A 21,929-nucleotide genomic window follows, 5' to 3' on the forward strand; every position below is an offset into this window, starting at 1 on the left:
CACCTCCGGCTACATGCACGAGTACGACAACCGCTACCTGTGGATGTCCCTCAAGAAGATCGTCGGCTCCCACTTCGCCAACTACCGCGAAGCCTGGGAAGCCAACCGCCTGGTCGCCAAGGGCAAGATCCACCCCACCCTCTCCAAGGTCTACTCCCTGGAAGACACCGGGCAGGCCGCCTACGACGTCCACCGCAACCTCCACCAGGGCAAGGTCGGCGTCCTCGCCCTCGCCCCGGAAGAGGGCCTCGGCATCCGCGACCACGAGCTGCGCGCGCAGCACCTCGACGCGATCAACCGCTTCCGCAACGTCTGAGTCCGCTCAAAGGCCATAAGGATCGCCTGAGATGACAGAGCGCCAGAAAGACCGTCCGTGGCTCATGCGGACGTACGCCGGCCATTCCACGGCCGAGGCGTCCAATGAGCTGTACCGCCGCAACCTCGCCAAGGGTCAGACCGGCCTGTCGGTGGCCTTCGACCTGCCGACGCAGACCGGCTACGACCCGGACCACATCCTCGCCCGCGGCGAGGTCGGCCGGGTCGGGGTCCCGGTCTCCCACCTGGGCGACATGCGGCGGCTGTTCCAGGACATCCCCCTGGAACAGATGAACACCTCGATGACGATCAACGCCACCGCCATGTGGCTGCTGGCGCTCTACCAGGTGGCCGCCGAGGAGCAGGGAGCCGACGTCTCCCTGCTCCAGGGCACCACGCAGAACGACATCGTCAAGGAGTACCTCTCGCGCGGGACGCACGTCTTCCCGCCCGGGCCGTCCCTCCGGCTGACGACGGACATGATCGCGTACACGGTCAACCACATCCCGAAGTGGAACCCGATCAACATCTGCTCGTACCACCTCCAGGAGGCCGGGGCCACCCCGGTCCAGGAGATCTCGTACGCGATGTCCACCGCGATCGCCGTCCTGGACTCGGTGCGCGACTCGGGCCAGGTGCCCGAGGAGCGCTTCGGCGAGGTGGTCGCCCGTATCTCCTTCTTCGTGAACGCGGGCGTCCGCTTCATCGAGGAGATGTGCAAGATGCGCGCCTTCGGCCGGATCTGGGACCAGGTCACCCGGGAGCGCTACGGCATCGAGAACGAGAAGCAGCGCCGCTTCCGCTACGGCGTCCAGGTCAACTCGCTGGGCCTGACGGAGGCGCAGCCCGAGAACAACGTCCAGCGGATCGTCCTGGAGATGCTGGCCGTCACCCTCTCCAAGGACGCCCGTGCCCGCGCCGTGCAGCTGCCCGCCTGGAACGAGGCGCTGGGCCTGCCCCGGCCCTGGGACCAGCAGTGGTCGCTGCGCATCCAGCAGGTCCTGGCGCACGAGAGCGACCTGCTGGAGTACGAGGACATCTTCGCGGGCTCGCACGTGATCGAGGCCAAGGTGGAGTCCCTGGTGGCGGAGTGCCTGGCCGAGATCGACCGGATCCAGGAGATGGGCGGTGCGATGGCCGCCGTCGAGTCCGGGTACCTGAAGTCCCAGCTGGTCTCCTCGCACGCCGAGCGGCGCGCCCGGATCGAGGCCGGCGAGGACAAGATCGTCGGCGTCAACTGCTTCCAGCAGACCGAGGAGAACCCGCTCACCGCCGACCTGGACGGCGCCATCATGACGGTGGACGGGGCCGTGGAGGCCCTGACGGTCGAGCGGATCGTCCGCTGGCGCGCCGAGCGGCAGGAGTCCTCCGACCGGCAGGGCGGCGGCGACCCGTTCGTCTTCCCGACGGTGATGCAGGCCCTGGACCGGCTGAAGGAGGCCGCCGCCGGGACCGAGAACCTGATGGAGGCCACCCTCGAATGCGCCCGGGCCGGTGTCACCACCGGCGAGTGGGCGAACGCCCTGCGCGAGGTCTTCGGCGAGTTCCGCGCCCCGACCGGGGTTTCCTCGGCCCCGGTGGCCGTCACCGCCGAGGAGGGCACGCCGATGGCCCTCGTCCGCGAGAAGGTCGCCCGGACCGCCGAGGACCTCGGCTCCGGCCGGCTGCGCCTGCTGGTCGGCAAGCCGGGCCTGGACGGGCACTCCAACGGCGCCGAGCAGATCGCCGTACGGGCCCGCGACGCCGGATTCGAGGTGGTCTACCAGGGCATCCGGCTGACGCCCGAGGAGATCTCCTCGGCGGCGCTGGCCGAAGACGTGCACTGCGTGGGACTGTCCATCCTGTCCGGCTCGCACAGCGCGCTCGTGCCGGACGTGCTGGAACGCCTCCGTACCGCGGGGGCGGGTGACGTACCCGTCGTCCTCGGCGGCATCATTCCGAACGCCGACGCCATCGCGCTCAAGGCGGCCGGAGTCGCCGCCGTCTTCACACCCAAGGACTTCGGTATCACGGAGATCATCGGCCGTATCGTCGACGAGATCCGGAAAGCGAACAAGCTCGACCCTCTGGAGGTCTCCGCATGACCACGCCCACGTCTCCCGTGAACCGGCTGCGGCCGCGCCGTTCCTGCCTCGCGGTGCCGGGCTCGAACCCGCGGTTCCTGGAGAAGGCCCAGGGCCTGCCCGCGGACCAGGTCTTCCTCGACCTGGAGGACGCCTGCGCCCCGCTCGCCAAGGAAGGCGCCCGCCACACGATCGTGGACGCGCTGAACAACGGCGACTGGACCGGCAAGACCCGTGTGGTGCGCGTCAACGACTGGACCACCCACTGGACGTACCGCGACGTCATCACCGTCGTCGAGGGCGCCGGCCAGAACCTCGACTGCATCATGCTGCCGAAGGTCCAGGACGCCCAGCAGGTCGTGGCGCTCGACCTGCTGCTGACGCAGATCGAGAAGACGATGGGCTTCGAGGTCGGCAAGATCGGCATCGAGGCGCAGATCGAGAACGCCAAGGGCCTGGTGAACGTCGACGCGATCGCCGGCGCCTCGCCGCGCCTGGAGACCATCATCTTCGGCCCGGCCGACTTCATGGCCTCGATCAACATGAAGTCCCTGGTCGTGGGCATGCAGCCGCCGGGCTACCCGGCGGACGCCTACCACTACATCCTGATGCGGATCCTGATGGCGGCCCGCATGCACGACCTCCAGGCGATCGACGGCCCCTTCCTGCAGATCCGCGATGTGGACGCCTACCGCAAGGTGGCCGGCCGCGCCGCCGCCCTGGGCTTCGACGGCAAGTGGGTCCTGCACCCCGGCCAGGTCGACGCCGCCAACGAGGTCTTCTCCCCCTCCCAGGAGGACTACGACCACTCCGAGCTGATCCTCGACGCGTACGACTGGTGCACCTCCGAGGCGGGCGGCAAGAAGGGCTCCGCGATGCTCGGCGACGAGATGATCGACGAGGCCAGCCGCAAGATGGCCCTGGTCATCGCCGGCAAGGGGCGGGCCGCCGGAATGCAGCGCACCACCAAGTTCGAGATCCCGGAGGCCTGATCCCGATGCAGTTCGGACGCACCTACGAAGAGTTCGAGGTCGGCGCGGTCTACAAGCACTGGCCCGGAAAGACGGTCACGGAGTACGACGACCACCTCTTCTGCCTGCTGACCATGAACCACCACCCGCTCCACATGGACAGCAACTACGCCGAGAACACCACGGACTTCGGCAAGAACGTGGTCGTCGGCAACTACATCTACTCGCTGCTGCTCGGCATGTCCGTGCCGGACGTCTCCGGGAAGGCCATCGCCAACCTGGAGATCGAGTCCCTGCGGCACGTGGCGCCGACCTTCCACGGCGACACGATCTACGGCGAGACCACGGTCCTGGACAAGACTCCGTCGAAGTCGAAGAACGACCGCGGGATCGTCTACGTCGAGACCAAGGGCTACAAGCAGGACGGCACCCTCGTCTGCGTCTTCCGGCGCAAGGTGATGGTCCCGACCGAGACGTACATCAAGGAGCGCGGCGGCGAGCAGCCCGGCCGCCCGCAGCTGAAGGAACAGGGGAAGTAGCCATGGCCCGACTCGCCCAGACCGCCGGGCTCACGGACGTCCAGCGGGAGATCCTGAAGACCGTCCGCGAGTTCGTCGACAAGGAGATCATCCCGGTCGCGACCGAGCTGGAGCACCGCGACGAGTACCCGCAGCAGATCGTCGACGGTCTCAAGGAGCTCGGCCTGTTCGGCCTGATGATCCCCGAGGAGTACGGCGGTCTGGGTGAGTCGTTGCTCACCTACGCGCTGTGCGTCGAGGAGATAGCGCGCGGCTGGATGTCCGTCTCGGGCATCATCAACACCCACTTCATCGTGGCGTACATGCTCAAGCAGCACGGCACGCAGGAGCAGAAGGACCACTTCCTGCCGCGGATGGCGCTGGGCGAGGTCCGGGGCGCGTTCTCGATGTCCGAGCCGGGTCTGGGCTCGGACGTGTCGGCCATCACGTCCAAGGCGGTGAAGGACGGCGACGAGTACGTCCTGAACGGCCAGAAGATGTGGCTGACGAACGGCGGCACGTCCACGCTGGTGGCCGTTCTGGTCCGGAGTGACGAAGGACACCCCGAGGGCACCGCGCCCCACAAGTCGATGACCACCTTCCTCGTGGAGAAGGAGCCGGGCTTCGGAGAGGTCCGTCCGGGCCTGACGATTCCGGGCAAGATCGACAAGATGGGCTACAAGGGCGTCGACACGACCGAGCTGATCATGGACGGGCTGCGCATTCCGGCCAATCGCGTCCTCGGCGGCCAGACGGGCCGAGGGTTTTACCAAATGATGGACGGGGTCGAGGTGGGCCGCGTCAACGTGGCGGCCCGTGGCTGTGGCGTCGCTCAGCGTGCGTTCGAGCTGGGTGTCTCCTATGCCCAGCAACGTCACACTTTCGGCAAGGCGATCGCCGAACACCAGGCCATCCAGTTCAAGCTGGCCGAGATGGCTACCAAGGTCGAAGCCGCCCATGCCATGATGGTCAATGCAGCACGCAAAAAGGACTCCGGGGAACGAAACGACCTCGAAGCCGGGATGGCGAAGTACCTCGCCTCCGAATACTGCAAGGAGGTCGTGGAGGATGCCTTCCGCATCCACGGCGGCTACGGATTCTCGAAGGAGTACGAGATCGAGCGCCTCTACCGGGAGGCGCCGATGCTACTGATCGGCGAAGGTACCGCCGAGATCCAGAAAATGATCATCGGGCGACGCCTGCTTGAGGAGTACCGGACCCAGGGCTGAAAGTCCCTTTTACGGTGAATCGCCCAACGATTTACCGCGAAAGAGTCACTAGCAGTCACGGGTCTGGGGCCATCGACTCGGCTTCTGGCTTGCCCAGTTGTTGCGCGCAACCGATAGCATTCCAGTAAAGCCGCCGTCCCGTCCCCCCGTTTGCGGCGCGGCAATCACCCGCTACGAAGGTCATCCATGCCCCACAGCCAAACCTCTGCACCTCGCGTCGGCCTCCTCGGCGGACGTCTCGCACGCGGAGCATCGCCGTGGCTTCTGCCGACCGTCGCCACCGCGGCCATCAGCCTCACCCGGGCCCGCAAGTCCGGACGCTGGGCCGCGGCGGCCGTGCCCGCCACCGCGCTCGCGGCGGGCATGCTGTGGTTCTTCCGCGACCCCGAGCGTGAGATCACCGAGGGGCGCGTCATCTCGCCCGCCGACGGTGTGGTGCAGAGCATCATGCCGTGGAAGGACGGGCGCACCCGCGTCGCGATCTTCATGAGCCCGCTGAACGTCCACGTCAACCGCGCGCCCCTCGCGGGCACGGTGACGTCCGTGGAGCACATCCCCGGCGGGTTCGTCCCGGCGTTCAACAAGGAGAGCGAGAACAACGAGCGCGTCGTCTGGCACTTCGACACCGAGCTCGGCGACATCGAGATGGTGCAGATCGCCGGCGCCGTCGCGCGTCGCATCGTCCCGTACCTGCCGGCCGGCACCAAGGTGGAGCAGGGCGAACGCATCGGTCTGATCCGCTTCGGCTCGCGCGTCGACATCTACCTCCCCGAGGGCGTCGAGGTCGCGGTCGAGGTCGGTCAGGCCACCACCGCGGGGGTGACCCGAATTGACCGTGACTGACCCTGAGACCCCTGCCACCGGCTGGGTTCCCGAGCGCGCCGAGGAGGAGTCCGCCGAAGACGACATGCCGCTCTCGCTGCGGCTGTCGATAGCGGACACCCTCACCCTCGGCAACGCGACCTGCGGATTCATGGCGGTGTACTTCACCACCACCGGAATCCTCATTCCGCACCTCACCGGCAGCGGCGAGTCGGGCATGGCCCGGCACAGCGCGGCGACCGCGGTGATACTGATGCTCCTCGCGGCGGTCTTCGACCTCTTCGACGGCATCGTCGCCCGGAAGCTGCGCAGCTCGCCGATGGGCGCGGAGCTGGACAACCTGTCCGACCTGATCAGCTTCGGGCTGGCGCCGGCGTACTTCGTGCTCGTCTACGGCATGGTCGCCGACGACGCACACCAGAAGATGTCGGCACTGGCGGCGATCGTCGTGCTGCTGGCGGTGGTCCTGCGACTGGCGAGATTCAGCTGCGTGACCATGAAGGACGGCATGTTCCAGGGCATGCCCAGCCCCTTCGGCGCCCTGACGGTCGTCTCGATCGTGCTGCTGGAGCTGCCGTTCGTACCGACGCTGCTGGCGATCATCGGGGTGGCCTGGCTGATGGTGAGCCGGGTCGAGTACCCCAAGCCGCGGGGTGTCCTCGCGGCGGCGATGCTCAGCTGGATCGTCGGTGCCATGGGGCTGCTGGCCGCCTGGGCCTTCGACGCCCCGGGTGGACAGCTCCTGCTCCAGACGGGCTGCGCGCTGCAGATCGCTCTGGCGGCGACCATTCCGCTGTTCGCGACGACCCGTCGCGCGAACACGTTCCGCCACAACCGGCGGGAGGCGCGGGCGGCGCAGCTGCCGTAACGCTGCGCCGTGCCGCTCCACACGAAGGCCCCGGGTGCCCCTGGCACCCGGGGCCTTCGCCTTGCCCGGGGGCGGGTCGGCCGGCGACGGCCGGCGTAGCCTTGATGTCGGAAAACTGCCAGCCCGGGCCTCGTCCGGACGGGAAGCTGGGGGCATGTACACCGACACCGACCGCTGCGTCAGGGCCGTGCAGTCGAAGGACGCCCGTTTCGACGGGTGGTTCTTCACCGCCGTCCGGACCACCGGGATCTACTGCCGGCCCAGCTGTCCGGCCGTGCCCCCCAGAGTCGAGAACATGAGCTTCCTGCCCAGCGCCGCCGCCTGCCAGCAGGCCGGGTACCGGGCCTGCAAGCGGTGCCGGCCCGACACGAGCCCCGGCTCTCCCGAGTGGAACGCCCGCGCCGACGCCGTGGCCCGGGCCATGCGGCTGATCCAGGACGGGGTGGTCGACCGGGAGGGGGTCCCCGGGCTGGCGGCCCGGCTCGGGTACTCCACCCGTCAGGTCGAGCGGCAGCTGGGCGCCGAGCTGGGGGCCGGGCCCCTCGCGCTCGCCCGTGCGCAGCGCGCGCAGACCGCCCGGCTGCTGATCGAGACCTCCGAGCTGCCGATGGGCGACGTCGCGTTCGCCGCCGGGTTCGCCTCCATCCGGAACTTCAACGAGACGGTGCGCGAGGTCTTCGCCCTCACCCCCGGCGAGCTGCGGGCGAGGGCCGCGAGGGCCGGGCGCAGTGAGCCCCGGGTGCCGGGGACGATCAGTCTGCGGCTGCCCTACCGGGCCCCGCTGAACCCCGACAACCTCTTCGGGCACCTGGCCGCCACCGCCGTACCGGGGGTGGAGGAGTGGCGGGACGGGGCCTACCGGCGGACGCTGCGGCTCCCGTACGGCACCGGGGTGGTCGCGCTCACGCCGGGTCCCGAGCACATCGGCTGCCGGCTGGCCCTGACCGACCTGCGGGACCTGACCATCGCCATCAGCCGCTGCCGGTGGATGCTGGACCTGGACGCCGACCCGGAGGCCGTGGACGACCAGCTGCGCACCGATCCGCTGCTGGCCCCGCTGGTGGACAAGGCCCCCGGGCGGCGGGTCCCGCGCACCGTGGACGCGGCGGAGTTCGCCGTACGGGCGGTGCTGGGCCAGCAGGTCTCCACGGCGGCCGCGCGCACGCACGCGGCCCGCCTGGTGACCGCGTACGGGGAGCCGGTGGAGGATCCCCAGGGCGGGCTGACCCACCTCTTCCCGGCCCCGGAGGCGCTGGCCGGCCTCGACCCGGAGACCCTGTCGATGCCGCGCAGCCGCCGCGCCACGCTCACCACCCTGGTCGGGGCGCTGGCGGACGGTTCGCTGCCGCTGGGCATCGACAGCGACTGGGAGGCGGCCCGCGCCGCCCTGAACGCCCTGCCCGGTTTCGGGCCGTGGACCACCGAGATCATCGCGATGCGGGCGCTGGGCGACCCGGACGCGTTCCTGCCGTCCGACCTGGGGGTCCGGCGGGCCGCCCAGGGGCTGGGGCTGCCGTCGACCCCGGCCGCCCTGACCGGCCGGGCGGCCGGGTGGCGGCCCTGGCGGGCGTACGCCGTGCAGTACCTGTGGGCCACCGAGGACCACGCCATCAACCACCTCCCCGTATGAGGAGCGGAGCGAAATGAGCCGAGCGATGAACAGTGCCGTGAGCGGCAGGAAGACCCACACCGAGGTGCACAGTCCGCTGGGGACCCTCACCCTGGTGGCCACCGACGGGGTGCTCAGTGCCCTGTACATGACCGGGCACCGGCACAGGCCGGGTGAGGAGACCTTCGGGGAGCGGGTGCCGGCCGAGGAGGGGCCCTTCCCCGGGGTGGTGCGCGAGCTGACCGCGTACTTCGCCGGGGAGCTGACGGAGTTCACCGTCCCGGTCCATCTGGAGGGCACGCCGTTCCAGCGCAGCGTGTGGGAGCAGCTGCTGCGGATCCCGTACGGCGAGACCTGGTCCTACGGGCAGCTCGCGGCGGAGCTCGGCAAGCCGAACGCCTCGCGGGCGGTGGGTCTGGCCAACGGGAAGAACCCGGTCAGCATCATCGTGCCGTGCCACCGCGTCATCGGCGCCTCGGGCGCGATGACGGGCTACGGCGGCGGCTTGGACCGCAAGGTGCGGCTGCTGGAGCTGGAGGGACGGTAGGGACGGCTACCGCCGGGTCAGATCACGGCCAGGGGGACGAGGAGGGCGAAGCCGGCTCCGGCCTCCACCGCGTAGGCGTAGAGGGACGGGTGCTGGACGGGGGCGGCGAGCAGGACGACGCTCTGCTGGGTGGCGGCGGCGGTCACCCAGTCGCCGTCGGCGCCGAGCCGCCCCTGGTACCAGCCCTCGCAGGCGCCGGGACCGGTGACGGCGAGCAGGTCGTCCTCGCGGCGGTAGAAGGCCTGCCAGCCCTCGGCGGGAGCGGACCAGCCCTCGAAGTCCTCGAAGGGGGCCCAGCCCCCCTCGCGTATCGCGGTGTCGAACAGCCAGACGGGGGTGCCCTCTTCGGTGACCTCGCCCCCCGACTGCTCTTCGGTGGTGAAGTGGACCATGGGGAGGGCGTCGGGACCGTCGGCCGTGCTGGGCCAGGCGTACATCGTGATCATCTGCTGATTCTGTCCTGCTCGCAGTAGGCGCCGTGTTCAACCCCCCGGCCGGGCCGGGGTCTTACGCGGAGTCGGGCCGGCGGCCGTTCTCCAGTTCCACGGTGCCGCCGCCCGATTCGAGCACGCGGCACGCCTCCCGGGCGCGCAGGCCGACCGCTCCGGGGAGGTATTCGGTGAGCCGCTCGGGCTCGACGAGCTTCCAGGAGAGGAGTTCCTCCTCCTGGAGCACGACGGCGTCGAGCAGGTCGGCGTCCAGCACCCCGCCGTCGTAGAGGTAGGCCACCAGGGGCGGGCGGCCGGGTCCCAGGCTCCAGTCGACGGCGAGGAGCCGCCCGAGGGGGACGTCGATGCCGATCTCCTCGGCGCTCTCGCGCCGGGCGGCGGTGCGGGGGGACTCGTTCCGGTCGGACTCGACGGTGCCGCCCGGCAGGGCCCAGCCCTCGCGGTAGTTGGGCTCGACCAGCAGGACCCGGCCCCGCGCGTCGCGGTAGAGGGCGGCGGCCCCGGCCAGCACCCTCGGCAGGCTCGCGATGTAGGCGGCGTAGTCATCGGTGGTGGTCACGCGGCCACCCTAACCGGCCCGCCCGGCACGGGTGCCGGGCGCCCCCGCGATCACCCCTGTGGGTGGCCGCCGTCCTCGCGGTCGCGGCCCTTGGACTCGGCGATGCGCCGCAGCCGGTGGTGGCGGGCGGTCGGGCCCTGTTCGGTGACGGCGTCGCCGACCATCGCCTTGACGGCGTCCCGCATCCCGTGGTGGGCGTGGTGGCGGGCGGGGCCCGCGCCGGGGTCCGTACGGAGTTCCTTCACCAGCGCCCAGCAGAGCAGCATCATGACGATCACGAAGGGCAGCGCGACCAGGATGGTGGCGGTCTGCAGGGACTTGAGGCCTCCGGCGACGAGCAGGACGGCGGCCACGCCGGCCATCAGGACGCCCCAGGTGACGACGAGCCAGGTCGGGGGGTGCAGCGAGCCGCGGCTGGTGAGCGAGCCCATGACCAGGGAGGCGGAGTCGGCGCTGGTGACGAAGTACGTCATCACGAGGACCATCGCCAGCCAGGAGGTGAGCGTGCCGAGCGGGAGGGCGTCGAGCATCGCGAACAGCGAGGCCTCCGTCCCGTCCTTGATCTTGGCGGCGAAGTCGACGACGCCGGTGGAGTCGAGGCGGATGGCGGTGCCGCCCATGACGCAGAACCAGACGACGGTGGCCCCGCTGGGGACGAGGAGCACGCCGATGAGGAACTCGCGGATGGTGCGGCCGCGGGAGATGCGGGCGATGAAGGTGCCGACGAACGGGGCCCAGGAGAGCCACCACGCCCAGTAGAAGATGGTCCAGGCGCCGAGCCACTTGGCGTCGGTGAAGGCGCCGGTGCGGGTGGCCATGGGCAGGAGCTGGTGCAGGTAGCCGCCGATGCTGGCGGGGATCACGTCCAGGACGTAGACGGTGGGGCCGAGCACGAAGACGAAGAGCGCCAGGACGCCGGCGAGCACGATGTTGATGCTGCTCAGCCACTTCACGCCCTTGTGCAGGCCGGAGAAGGCGGAGAGCACGAAGGCCGCCGACAGCGAAGCGATGATGATCAGTTCGACACCGGTGGAGTCCTCGATCCCCGTGGTGATGCTGAGCCCCTTGGAGACCTGGAGCGCGCCGAGGCCGAGGCTGGTGGCGGTGCCGAAGACGGTGGCGAAGACGGCCAGGAGGTCGACGGCCTTCCCGGCCCACCCGTTGGCCCGCTCCTCCCCCATCAGCGGCACGAAGGCGGAGCTGAGCCGGTTGCCGCGGCCCTTGCGGAAGGTCGCGTAGGCGAGGGCGAGGCCGGCGATGCCGTAGATCGCCCAGGGGGTGAGGGTCCAGTGGAAGAAGCTGTACTCCATGGCCGCGAGGGCCGAGGCGCCGCTGCTCGGGGCGGCCCCGGAGGCCGGGGGCGGGATCAGGTAGTGGGTGAGCGGCTCGCCCACCCCGTAGAACATCAGGCCGATGCCCATGCCCGCGCTGAACATCATGGCGATCCACGCGAGGTTGGTGAACTCGGGCTCGGAGTCGTCGGCGCCGAGCCGGATCCGGCCGAAGCGGCTGATGGCGAGGACGACGCACATGACGAGGAACACATCGGCGGCGATCACGAAGAGCCAGGCGAAGTTGTTCAGCACCCAGGTCAGGGCCGTGCCGGAGGCCGTGTCGAAGGAACTCCCGCCCAGGGCCGCCCAGGCGACGACGGCCAGCACCGTGACCACCCCGATGACGACGACGGTGCGGTCGGGCACACCGTCCGCCGGGGCCTCGGCCCCCTCTCCCCGGGGATCCGGAGGTTGCTGTTCCAACGATTCCGTGCTCATGCGGCCACACTATGCAGGCGTATATCCGTATTTAGACGCATGGCGCGCCGCATGTGGCCCAGGCCACTCATGCGCATAGGAGGATCCTCCGGATAAGCTCGGGGTGGCGCGACTGCACTGTTCGATAGCAAGGGATTAGCAAGGTGACGGACGGAGCAGTAACTGAGGCCGCGCGCGTGCTCATCGCCGCGGACAAATTCAAGGGTTCGCTCACGGCCGTTCAGGTCGCGGAGCGGGTGACGGCGGGGCTCCGCAAGGCCGTACCGGACGTGGAGATCGAGACCCTCCCCGTCGCGGACGGCGGCGACGGGACCGTCGCGGCCGCTGTCGCGGCCGGGTTCGAACGCCGGGAGGTACGGGTCACCGGCCCCCTCGGCGACCAGGTCACGGCCGCGTTCGCGTTGCGCGAGGGCACCGCGGTGGTCGAGATGGCGGAGGCCTCCGGCCTCCAGCTGCTGCCCGCGGGCACCTTCGCGGCGCTGACGGCGACCACGTACGGTTCCGGCGAGCTGCTCAAGGCCGCGCTGGACGCGGGGGCGCGCTCGATCGTCTTCGGTGTGGGCGGCAGCGCCACCACCGACGGCGGCGCGGGCATGCTGGCCGCGCTGGGCGCGGTGTTCCTGGACGCGAACGGCGAACCGGTCGGTCCGGGCGGCGGCGCGCTGGCCGGGCTGGCCTCCGCGGACCTGTCCGGGATCGACCCCCGCTTCGCGGAGGTGGACTTCGTTCTGGCCAGCGACGTGGACAACCCGCTGACCGGCCCGAAGGGCTGCGCGGCGGTCTACGGCCCGCAGAAGGGCGCATCGCCCGAGGACGTGGCGACGCTCGACGCGGCGCTGGCGCACTTCGCGCTGGTGCTGGAGAAGGCGATCGGCCCGAAGGCCGCCGAGTGCGCGGTGCTGCCGGGCGCGGGCGGGGCCGGTGGCATCGGCTACGGTGCGCTGCTGCTCGGCGCCACGTTCCGTCCCGGTATCGAGCTGATGCTGGAGGTGCTGGGCTTCGCCCCGGCGCTGGAGCGCGCCACGCTGGTGATCACCGGTGAGGGTTCGCTGGACGAGCAGACCCTGCACGGCAAGGCCCCGGCGGGCGTCGCCGCCGCGGCGCGGGCCGCCGGCAAGCCGGTCGTGGCCGTCTGCGGGCGACTGCTGCTGTCCCAGGAGGCCCTGGAGGGCGCCGGCATCCGCCGGGCCTACCCGCTGACGGACCTGGAGCCCGACCCGGCCAAGTCCATCCCGAACGCCGGTCCCCTGCTGGAGCGGGTCGCGGAGAACATCGCCGCCGACGTGCTCTGAGTTCCTCCCGGAGCACGGCCCCGTGGCCCCGGGCCCCCCGCTACGGGGGGGGGGGGGGGGGGGGGGGGGGGCGGGGGCGGGGGGAAGCACCCGCCTCCGGGGGGGGGCCCCCGGGCCCCCGGGGGCCGAGAAACCGGTGCCGGACACCGGGAAACCGGGCCCGGACCCCCGGGGCCGGGAAAGTGGGGTCGGTGGACCCGGTCCGGTACCGGGTGGACGGGGGCGGGCCGTCGCGCCGGGTGCGGTGCTAGGCGCCGAGCGTGGCGGCGTGGGTCGCGGAGAGCAGGCCGGCCGTCGTCACGACCCTGGCGAAGCCGCCGCCCTGGAGGTTGACCGCGGTGGCGGTGGCCAGCTCGTCGGCGGTCAGGGACAGGCCCGCCGGGCCCGCGAGGTCGAAGGTGTGGGTGGCGTCCAGCGGTACGAGCACGTCGTAGCCGAGGTTCCCGGCCATGCGGGCGGTGGTCTCGACGCACATGTTGGTCTGGATCCCCACGACGACCAGCTGGCCGATGCCGCGGGCCGTCAGCCAGGCCGCCAGGTCGGGGGTCCCGTAGAAGGCCGAGTTGACGGTCTTGGTGATCAGCGGGGCGTCGTGGCGGCGCTCCTCGACGAAGTCCTTGAGGGCGTACCCGGGCCGGTCCGGGGCGAGGACGGAGCCGGGGTGCACGGAGGCGTGCCGGACGAGGACCACGGGGCGGCCCGACTGCCGCCAGGCGTCCATCAGCGCGGCGATGTTCTCCTCCGCGGCCGGGTTGTTGCGCGGACCCCAGAAGGAGGCGTCGTCGAAGCCCTTCTGGACGTCGATGACGATCAGGGCACTGTCGGGGGCGATCTCGATCGCGGTCTCGTTCATGGCTCCATCGTGGCCGTCGGGCGGGGGCCGTCCCAGTGGCTCCGGAGTCCACGAACGATGGGATCCTGCCAGCCTGGCAGTTCCTCGCCAACCGGTTCTGGCAGAGTTTCCGCATGCACCGCGTCGCGATCGTCGCCCAGCCCGGGATCCGCAGCTTCGACCTCGCCGTCATCACCGAGGTCTGGGGCCCGGACCGTGCCCGGGTCGGGGTGCCGCCCTTCGAACTGCGCCGCTGCGCGCTGGAGAGCGGTCCGATCGCGCTGCCCGGCGGGCTCACCCTCACCCCCGACCGGGGCATCGACTGGCTCGGCACCGCCGATCTGATCGTCGTACCGGCATTGGCCGAGCCCGCCGACCCGACGCCCGAGCCGGTGCTGGCCGCGCTGCGGGCGGCGCACGCCCGGGGCGTGCCGGTGGCCGCCCTGTGCGCGGGGGCCTTCGTCCTCGCCGAGGCCGGACTGCTCGACGGGCGCCGCGCGGTGACCCACTGGTGGCTCGCCCCGCAGCTCGCCGCCCGCTACCCCGAGGTGCTGGTCGAGGAGGCCCCGCTCTACGTGGAGGACGACCGGCTGTGGACCTCCGCCGGGGTGGCCTCCGGCATCGACCTGTGCCTGCACCTGGTGCGCGAGGCCCACGGGTCCGAGGCGGCCGCCGCGATCGCCCGCTCGATGGTGACAGGCCCCTTCCGCACCGGGGACCACGCCCAATACCTGGACCGGCCCACCCCGTCGGCCGACCGGACGGCCGAGGCGCTGGCCGCCGTAAGGGAACAGGCCCTGCGCCGGCTGCACGAGCCGCTGGACGTGGCCACGCTGGCGCGGTGGGCCGGCATGTCCCCCCGCTCCTTCGCCCGGCACTTCGCCGCCGCCACCGGCACCACGCCCCACAAGTGGCTGCTGCGGCACCGCCTGGACGAGGCCCGCAAGCTGCTGGAACGCACCGACCATCCGGTCCCCGAGGTGGCCCGGAGGGCCGGGTTCGCCAGCGAGGTCACCTTCCGCCAGCACTTCGCCACCCACGTCGGTGTGAGCCCGCGCGCCTACCGTGCGGCGGCGTCCGCCGCGTCCGTCGTCCCCGCCGCCGCACCCCGGGGCGGCGACAGTGTTAGAAAGGGCTCATGACCGGACGTTCGGGTCAGGACGGTGACGCGCGGCCGGAGAGCCTGCCCGCGCGCCTCTCCCTGGCCCGCCGCAGCCTCTCCGGTGAGGTCTTCGCGCTCCAGGCGGCGATCGTGCTGGTGCTGATCGTCGCCGCCACGCTCGCCCTGGTGTTCCAGGCCCGCTACGACAGCAGGCAGGACGCCCGCAACCGCTCCCTGGCCGCCGCCGAGGCCTTCGCCCACGCCCCCGGCCTGCCCGCCGCCCTGGCCTCCCCCGACCCGACGGCCAGGCTGGAGCCCCTGGCGGAGGGCGCCCGCCGGGGCTCCGGCCTCGACTTCATCGCCGTCATGACCAAGGACGGCATCCGCTACACCGACTCCCGGCCCGAGCTGATCGGCAAGCGCGCCACGGGCGACTTCTCCCGCGCGGCGGCCGGACAGTCGTTCACCGAGGTCTTCTCGGGCAAGCCCAGCGACGCGGTCCGCGCCGTGGTGCCCGTACGCGACGCGCAGGGAAAGGTCGTCGGACTGGTCGCCACCGGCATCGACGTGCGCAACGTCGGCCAGGCGCTGGGCGGGCAGCTGCCACTGCTGCTCGGCGCGGCCGCCGGGGCCCTGCTGCTGGGGACCGCGGGCGCCGCCCTGGTCAGCCGGCGGCTGCGGCGCCAGACCCGGGGCCTGGGCGCGGCCGACATGGCCCGGATGAACGAGCACCACGAGGCGGTGCTGCACGCGGTGCGCGAGGGCGTGCTCATCGTCGACGCCGACCACCGGCTGCTGCTCGCCAACGACGAGGCCCGACGGCTGCTGGACCTGCCCCCCGACGCCGAAGGGCGACACGTGGCCGACCTCGGCCTCGATCCGCGCACCACCGAACTGCTGGTCTCCGACCGGGTCGCCACCGACGAGGTCCACCTGGCGGGCGACCGGTTGCTGGCCGTCAACGTACGGCCCACCCAGCCCTCCGGCGGGCGGCCGTCGGGCAGCGTCATGACCCTGCGCGACACCACGGAGCTCTCGGCGCTCTCCGGCCGCGCCGAGGTGGCCCGGCAGCGGCTCCAGCTGCTCTACGACGCCGGGGTGCGCATCGGGACCACCCTGGACGTGGTGCGCACCGCCGAGGAGCTGTCGGAGGTGGCCGTCCCGCGCTTCGCCGACTTCGTCACCGTCGAACTGCTGGAGCCGGTGCTGCGCGGGGACGAGCCCTCTGCGGCCTCCGGGGTGCACACCGAGATGCGGCGGGCGGCCATGACCGGGGTCCGCAGCGACCAGCCGCTCCAGCCGGTCGGGGACGTCATCCGCTTCGTGGTGCCGACCGCTCCGATGGCGGCCGCCCTGGACGCCGGGCACGCGGTGCTCGCCGCCGACCTGCACGCCGCCATGGGCTGGCGGGCCCAGGACGCCGCCGGGACCCGGATCGCCCTCGACTACGGACTCCATTCGCTGATCTCCGTACCGCTCCAGGCGAGGGGCGTGGTCCTCGGCATGGCCAACTTCTGGCGGGCCGCCGACTCGCCCGAGGCCTTCGACGAGGAGGACCTGTCCTTCGCCGAGGAGCTGGGGGCACGGGCCGCCGTGTCCATCGACAACGCCCGCCGCTTCACCCGCGAGCACGCCACCGCCGTGACCCTCCAGCGCAGTCTGCTGCCCCGGGTGCTGCCGGACCTGAGCGCGGTGGACGTGGCCTTCCGCTACCTGCCCGCGAAGGCGGGGGTGGGCGGGGACTGGTTCGACGTGATCCCGCTGCCGGGGGCCCGGGTGGCGCTGGTGGTGGGCGATGTCGTGGGGCACGGGGTGCACGCCGCGGCCACCATGGGCCGGCTGCGGACCGCCGTGCACAACTTCTCCACCCTGGACATCCCGCCCGACGAGCTGCTGGGACACCTGGACGAGCTGATCGACCGGATCGACCAGCTGGAGAACGGCATGCCGGCCGCGGGCAACGGCGGGGACCTCGGCGCGGGCGACGGCCCGGAGGTGGAGGAGACCGCCGGGATCACCGGCGCCACCTGCCTCTACGCGGTGTACGACCCGGTCTCCGGGCAGTGCACGATGGCCAGTGCCGGCCACCCGGGTCCCGCCCTGGTGCACGCCGACGGGCGGGTGGAGTTCCCGGAGCTGCCGGCCGGGCTCCCCCTGGGGGTGGGCGGCATGCCCTTCGAGACGGCGGGGCTGGTACTGCCCGAGGGGAGCCGGCTCGTGCTGTTCACGGACGGGCTGCTGGAGGACCGCGACCGGGACTTCGGCGCCGGGCTGGCGGTGCTGCGGGAGACCCTGTCGCAGACCGGCCGCAGCCCCGAGCAGGCCTGCGCGGACGTCCTGGCCGCGCTGCTGTTCCCGGCGCCGAGCGACGACATCGCGCTGCTGATCGCCGACACGCGACGGCTCGATCCCGGCCGGATCGCGGAATGGGAGGTGCCCGGCGACCCGGTGGCCGTCTCGCGGGTGCGCCGGGAGGCCTCGGCGCAGCTGGCCGCGTGGGGGATGGAGGAGGTCTCCTTCCCGGCCGAGCTGGTGCTCAGCGAGCTGATCACCAATGCCATCCGGTACGGGAACGAGCCGATCCGGGTCCGGCTGCTGCGGGACCGCAACCTGATCTGCGAGGTGTCCGACGGCAGCAGCACCTCCCCGCACCTGCGGTACGCGACCACCACCGACGAGGGCGGGCGCGGGCTGTTCCTGGTCGCGCAGTACGCCGACCGGTGGGGGACCCGGTACGCGGAGCGCGGCAAGGTCATCTGGGCGGAGCTGTCGCCGTCGGACGGCGACGGGCCGGCGCTGCCCGGGGTGCTGGATCCGGACGCGCTGGAGGACCTGGCCTGGTGACGGGGGCACGGGCACGGACCCCCGGGCGGCCCGGTGCCGGGCGGCGGGCCGGTTCCCGGTGACGACCGGCAGGTGCCCGGCGGCGGGCCGACGGGCCGACAGGCCGACGGGCCGCCTGTGTCAGAGCGGGCGGGGGCGGGCCAGGAGCACCGCGACGTCGTCCTGGGGCGCCGCGGGCAGCAGCCCGGCCAGGATGTCCTCGCACAGTGCCTCCAGGGGCTGTGCGGCCCGCCGCAGGGCCCGCGCGAGGCGTTCCAGGCCCTCGTCGAGGTCCCGGTCGCGGGCTTCGATCAGCCCGTCGGTGTAGAGGGCGAGCAGGGTCCCGGGGGGCAGCGGGACCTCCTGGACGGGGAAGTCCCGGCCGCCGGTGCCCAGCGGGGTCCCGGGCGGGCCCTGGAGGAAGGAGACCGTGCCGTCGGCGGCGGCCACGGCGGGCGGCGGGTGGCCGGCGCGGGCCATGGAGCAGCCGCCGGCCGCCGGGTCGTGGACGGCGTACACGCAGGTGGCCATCTCGTCCTGGCCGAGGTCCGCGACGGCGGCGTCCAGGGAGCGGAGCATCCGGTCGGGCGGCACGTCGTGGCGGGCGAGGGTGCGCACGGCGGTGCGCAGCTGGCCCATGACGGCGGCCGCGTGGATGCCGTGGCCCATCACGTCGCCGATGACCAGGCCGGTGCGGCCGCCGGGCAGCCGGATGGCGTCGAACCAGTCGCCGCCCACGTCGTGGTCGCTGGCGGGCAGGTAGCGGCCGGTGAGTTCCAGGCCGGGGACCTCGGGGAGGGCGCTGTTGGTGAGGCTGCGCTGGAGGGTGAGGGCGGCCCTGCGCTGGGTGGTGTACATGCGGGCGTTGTCGATGTTGAGGGCGGCGCGGGCGACGAGTTCGTCGACGAGGACGCAGTCCTGTTCGTCGAAGGGCTCGCGTCCGCGCAGCCGGGTCACGGCGACGGCGCCCAGGACCTTGCCGCGGGCGACCAGGGGGACCATGCGGGCGCAGCCCAGGGAGGCGAGGTAGGCGCGCAGCTCGTCGGCCCGGGGGTCGGTGATCAGCGCGGGGACGTCGGCGCTGTAGAGGTTCATCGGGATGCCGTCCTCGATGACCCGTTCGTAGGCCGTGCCGGCCGGGATCCGGAAGGTCTGGCCGGGCTTGAGCCGGGCGGTCGGCGCGAAGGGGTCGGGGAAGACCGCCGCGAGCCTGCGCAGGAGCCCCTGGGAGGAGGCGCCGGCCTCGTCGGGTTCCAGTACCGATTCGAGGAGCTGTACGTCGGCCGAGTCGGCGAGCTCCGGCACCAGCAGGTCGACGATCTCCTGGGCGGTCTGGCGCAGGTCCAGGGTGGTGCCGATGCGGGTGCCGGCCTCGGCGAGGCGGGCGAAGCGGGCGCGGGCGCGTTCGGCCTCCAGCTGGGCCCGCTGGCCCTCGGTGATGTCGATGAGGGAGGCGATCACGCCGAGGGGGCGGCCTGAGCCGTCGAGCAGCGGGGCGTAGGAGCAGGACCAGGTGTGGTCGTGGTCGGGGTCGGCGGGGGTGCGGCCGGTGCGGCGGACGTCGACGACGGCGGTGCCGGACTCCAGCACCCGGCGCATGGTGGCCTCCAGGGCGACGGCGTTGACCCCGGGCACGACCTCGGTGAGGCGCCGGCCGAGGTGCTCGGCGGCGGAGGCGCCGTTCATCCGGGCGAGGGCGTCGTTGACGCGCAGGAAGCGCAGGTCGGTGCCGAGGGTGGCCAGGCCGATCGGCGACTGGGTGAACAGGCTCTGGAGGGCGGCGAGGGAGTCCCGCATGTGCAGGACCTCGGAGGTCTCGACGGCGATGAGCATGGCACCCATACGGCCCTGCGGGTCGGCGGCGGGCACGATCCACATCTCCATCGTCACCCGGTGGCCGTCGCGGTGGCGCACGGGCAGGGTGCCGACGACGGTCTCCCCGGCCTGGACCCGGCGGGTCAGGTCCCGGGCGAGTTCGCGGTTGGCCTCCGGTACGAGGACGCTGTCGCCGGGCCGGCCGAGGATGTCCTCGGGGCGGTGGCCGAGCAGGTCCTGGGCGGCCAGCGACCACTCCACGACGCGGCCGTCCGCGTCCTCCCGCCACAGGGCGATCGGCAGCAGCTCGCGCAGTACGCCCGCGTACCCGACGGCCGCCGCCGGCGGATCGGGCACCTCGCTCGTCGACTGGTACGTGTCCAATGCACCGACCTCACCCCGGGGGGTCCGATTCCTACCGATTCACCCTATCCGAGGGCTCGGCCCGGGGCGCAGTGTCCGGATAGAGCCACGGCATGACGAAGGTGGTCCACAGGAGGACGAGGTACAAGGCCAGCGCGGCCCACCAGCCCGCCTGCGGGACGTGCCCGGACGGGACGGCGCAGGCGAGGGCCCCGTCGGCGGCGGCCGCCGCCGCGACGGTGTACCAGGGGCGGGCGGCGCCGATCCGCAGGACGAGGGCGCAGGCGAGCGCGTAGGCCGGGCCGACGACCAGGAGCCGGGCGGGGGCGCCGCCCGGCACGCTCGCGCCGTACGACCGGGCCAGTGCCAGGACCAGTGGCGGCAGGGCCAGGACCACCGCCCCGGCGGCGAGCACGGCGGGCAGCGGCCACCGGGGCCGCAGCCGCGCGACGGCGGCCCGAGCGCGGTCGTGGCGAAGGCGCAGAGCGGCACGTGGGCGGGGAGCGAGGCCCACCGGCCGGAGCCGAAGGCGGCTGCGGTCCACATGAGGGCGACGGCGGCGAGGGCGCTCGCGGGCACGAGGACGCAGACCAGCGGCGTCAGCCAGACCAGCGGCTTGATCAGCCCGAGCACCCCCTGTACGGCGTGCGCCGCCGCCTTGCCGGAGGGCTGGACGGCCGGCCAGACGAGCAGGCCGGTGCGCAGCGCGGCGCGGCGCGGGTCGCGGACGCGGACCAGCCGGGAGACGTCCTCGGCGCCGATGGCCCGGAAGGCCGCGAGGGCCTGCTCGAAGGCGCGCCGTCGGCCGGGAGGGGTGGGGGCGGGCGGGGAGGTCGGGGCGGTTGCCCGAGCGGATGCCGCCGGAGTCCAGGGCGGCGATCAGTGGGAGCTCCTCGTCGAGGATCTCGCGCTGGCGCAGGGCGGCGAGCAGGTCACGGCGAACGACTTCGCGGCGATCCGCACGAGGCGGGTGGCGCGGTCGGCGGTGCCCCGCTCGGGGGGCGGCGGGAAGGGGGGTACGGGCTGGAGGAACAGCAGCCAGCGGTCGACCGGGCGGGTGACGGGCGCTCCGGCGATGGCCCGGACCGCCCAGGCGACGGGGATGTTGTCCAGCAGGCCGCCGTCGACCAGCTCGGCGCAGCCGCCGAGGTTCTCGTCGCAGTGGCCCGTCTCGCTGCTCACCCCGCGCATGTCGACGCGGGCCGGGGCGCCGGGCGGGGGCGGCTCGTTGCCCACGTACGGCCTGGCCGGCTCGAAGGCCCCGGGGAAGGAGGAGGAGGTCCGGGCGGCGTACGCGAGCCGGTCCAGGGCGGGGCCGCGGGCGGCGGGGTCCGCGGGGAAGTCGGTGAGGCCCTGGCGGTGGCGGAAGCGGAAGTAGGCGTTGGAACGGCCGACGAGCAGCGGCTGCCCGAGCGTCGGCCGCACCCGGTCCGGGCGGGGGCGCAGCCGGGTCGCGGTCAGGATCAGCCGCAGCGATGCGGCGGGGCGCGGGGCGGGCCCGGGCCCGGGTCCGGGCGCTTCGACGAGGAGCTCGTCCAGGGCGCGGCGCAGGCCCGCGTAGAACACCTCGTCGCCCTGCATCAGGGAGGCGGGGACGTGGAAGGGGGTCGAGCGGCGGAGCAGGGATTCGAGGTCCCCGAGGTGGAGCCACAGGTCGCGGACGCCGGGGCCGAAGGGCATGCCGTACACCAAGTGGCATGCGAGCAGCACCCCGTTGAGACCGCCGGCGCTGGTCCCGGCGATGACGTCGATCTCCACGTCCCGGTAGCCGCAGCGTTCGAGTACGCCGCGGTAGACGGCCGTGCCGGGGCTCTCGGGGCGCGGTGGCCCGTCGGCGGGGCCGGGCGCCGCCGCCCGCAGCCGGGCCATCTCACAACAGGCCCCGCCCATCCAGACGGCGAGGCTGACCCCGCCCCGCATGGCGACGGCCAGCCGGAGCTCGGCGCTGCGCGGGGGGCCCCCGGCCGTGCTCATGCCTCC

General features: G+C 72.7%; 18 protein-coding genes and 1 pseudogene. 12 read left to right on the top strand and 7 right to left on the bottom strand.

Annotation, left to right across the window (positions count from 1 at the left end; genetic code table 11):
* The 9 genes and pseudogenes from ACEPPI_RS26780 to ACEPPI_RS26820 form a co-directional block, all read left to right on the top strand.
* Positions 1–316 (top strand): annotated as a pseudogene (locus ACEPPI_RS26780) (crotonyl-CoA carboxylase/reductase); the annotation flags it as partial.
* Positions 317–347: 31 nt separating this feature from the next.
* A complete protein-coding gene (locus tag ACEPPI_RS26785) occupies positions 348–2,399 on the top strand; it encodes a protein meaA (protein WP_373917827.1) in 2,052 nt (683 codons plus the stop codon).
* Entirely contained in the window at positions 2,396–3,370 is a 975-nt protein-coding gene (locus ACEPPI_RS26790) for a CoA ester lyase (protein WP_373917828.1), read from the top strand. The genes ACEPPI_RS26785 and ACEPPI_RS26790 overlap by 4 nt, the downstream gene beginning before the upstream one ends.
* 5 nt (positions 3,371–3,375) lie before the next feature.
* Positions 3,376–3,888, top strand: a complete 513-nt coding sequence (locus ACEPPI_RS26795; protein WP_030155134.1) for a MaoC family dehydratase — start codon at positions 3,376–3,378, stop codon at positions 3,886–3,888.
* A 2-nt stretch (positions 3,889–3,890) separates the two neighbouring features.
* Entirely contained in the window at positions 3,891–5,096 is a 1,206-nt protein-coding gene (locus tag ACEPPI_RS26800) for an acyl-CoA dehydrogenase family protein (RefSeq protein WP_030235019.1), read from the top strand.
* 186 nt (positions 5,097–5,282) lie between these two features.
* Positions 5,283–5,939 (top strand): phosphatidylserine decarboxylase, encoded by a 657-nt coding sequence (locus tag ACEPPI_RS26805; protein WP_356218271.1) that lies wholly within the window; start codon positions 5,283–5,285, stop codon positions 5,937–5,939.
* Positions 5,926–6,786, top strand: a complete 861-nt coding sequence (gene pssA / locus ACEPPI_RS26810; protein WP_199922199.1) for a CDP-diacylglycerol--serine O-phosphatidyltransferase — start codon at positions 5,926–5,928, stop codon at positions 6,784–6,786. Before ACEPPI_RS26805 ends, pssA begins: the two co-directional genes overlap by 14 nt.
* Before the next feature lie 154 nt (positions 6,787–6,940).
* A complete protein-coding gene (locus tag ACEPPI_RS26815; RefSeq protein WP_373917830.1) occupies positions 6,941–8,416 on the top strand; it encodes an AlkA N-terminal domain-containing protein in 1,476 nt (491 codons plus the stop codon).
* 25 nt (positions 8,417–8,441) lie between these two features.
* Entirely contained in the window at positions 8,442–8,942 is a 501-nt protein-coding gene (locus ACEPPI_RS26820) for a methylated-DNA--[protein]-cysteine S-methyltransferase (protein WP_373917831.1), read from the top strand.
* 17 nt (positions 8,943–8,959) lie between these two features.
* Here ACEPPI_RS26820 and ACEPPI_RS26825 read toward each other — a convergent pair whose 3' ends face one another.
* The 3 genes from ACEPPI_RS26825 to ACEPPI_RS26835 form a co-directional block, all read right to left on the bottom strand.
* Entirely contained in the window at positions 8,960–9,388 is a 429-nt protein-coding gene (locus tag ACEPPI_RS26825) for a hypothetical protein (RefSeq protein WP_280916821.1), read from the bottom strand.
* A 61-nt stretch (positions 9,389–9,449) separates the two neighbouring features.
* On the bottom strand, positions 9,450–9,950 hold the full coding sequence (locus ACEPPI_RS26830; RefSeq protein ID WP_373917832.1) for an NUDIX domain-containing protein: 501 nt from the start codon (positions 9,948–9,950) through the stop codon (positions 9,450–9,452).
* A gap of 50 nt (positions 9,951–10,000) precedes the next feature.
* Positions 10,001–11,722 (bottom strand): BCCT family transporter, encoded by a 1,722-nt coding sequence (locus ACEPPI_RS26835; RefSeq protein ID WP_373917833.1) that lies wholly within the window; start codon positions 11,720–11,722, stop codon positions 10,001–10,003.
* A gap of 143 nt (positions 11,723–11,865) precedes the next feature.
* Here ACEPPI_RS26835 and ACEPPI_RS26840 point away from each other — a divergent pair, with 143 nt between their 5' ends.
* Positions 11,866–13,014, top strand: coding sequence for a glycerate kinase (locus ACEPPI_RS26840; protein WP_373917834.1), 1,149 nt, complete (start codon positions 11,866–11,868; stop codon positions 13,012–13,014).
* A 247-nt stretch (positions 13,015–13,261) separates the two neighbouring features.
* Here the strand turns inward: ACEPPI_RS26840 and ACEPPI_RS26845 are convergent, their stop codons facing one another.
* Complete coding sequence (locus ACEPPI_RS26845) at positions 13,262–13,867, bottom strand: cysteine hydrolase family protein (protein WP_373917835.1); 606 nt, start codon at positions 13,865–13,867, stop codon at positions 13,262–13,264.
* A gap of 113 nt (positions 13,868–13,980) precedes the next feature.
* Between ACEPPI_RS26845 and ACEPPI_RS26850 the strand changes: the two genes are divergently transcribed.
* Complete coding sequence (locus ACEPPI_RS26850) at positions 13,981–14,988, top strand: GlxA family transcriptional regulator (protein WP_373917836.1); 1,008 nt, start codon at positions 13,981–13,983, stop codon at positions 14,986–14,988.
* Positions 14,985–17,792, top strand: coding sequence for a SpoIIE family protein phosphatase (locus ACEPPI_RS26855; RefSeq protein ID WP_373917837.1), 2,808 nt, complete (start codon positions 14,985–14,987; stop codon positions 17,790–17,792). The genes ACEPPI_RS26850 and ACEPPI_RS26855 overlap by 4 nt, the downstream gene beginning before the upstream one ends.
* A gap of 120 nt (positions 17,793–17,912) precedes the next feature.
* Here ACEPPI_RS26855 and ACEPPI_RS26860 read toward each other — a convergent pair whose 3' ends face one another.
* From ACEPPI_RS26860 to ACEPPI_RS26870, 3 genes are all read right to left on the bottom strand, one after another.
* Positions 17,913–19,970, bottom strand: coding sequence for a SpoIIE family protein phosphatase (locus tag ACEPPI_RS26860; protein ID WP_373917838.1), 2,058 nt, complete (start codon positions 19,968–19,970; stop codon positions 17,913–17,915).
* A gap of 31 nt (positions 19,971–20,001) precedes the next feature.
* Positions 20,002–20,463 carry a hypothetical protein gene (locus ACEPPI_RS26865; RefSeq protein WP_373917839.1) on the bottom strand — a complete coding sequence of 154 codons (462 nt, stop codon included), beginning with the start codon at positions 20,461–20,463 and terminating at the stop codon, positions 20,002–20,004.
* A gap of 365 nt (positions 20,464–20,828) precedes the next feature.
* The gene (locus tag ACEPPI_RS26870; RefSeq protein WP_373917840.1) at positions 20,829–21,923 is read right to left on the bottom strand and encodes a patatin-like phospholipase family protein; all 1,095 of its coding nucleotides are present in this window, start codon (positions 21,921–21,923) and stop codon (positions 20,829–20,831) included.
* Between the last annotated feature and the right edge of the window lie 6 nt (positions 21,924–21,929).

This window comes from Streptomyces sp. AB3(2024) (assembly GCF_041862025.1).
GTDB lineage: Bacteria > Actinomycetota > Actinomycetes > Streptomycetales > Streptomycetaceae > Streptomyces.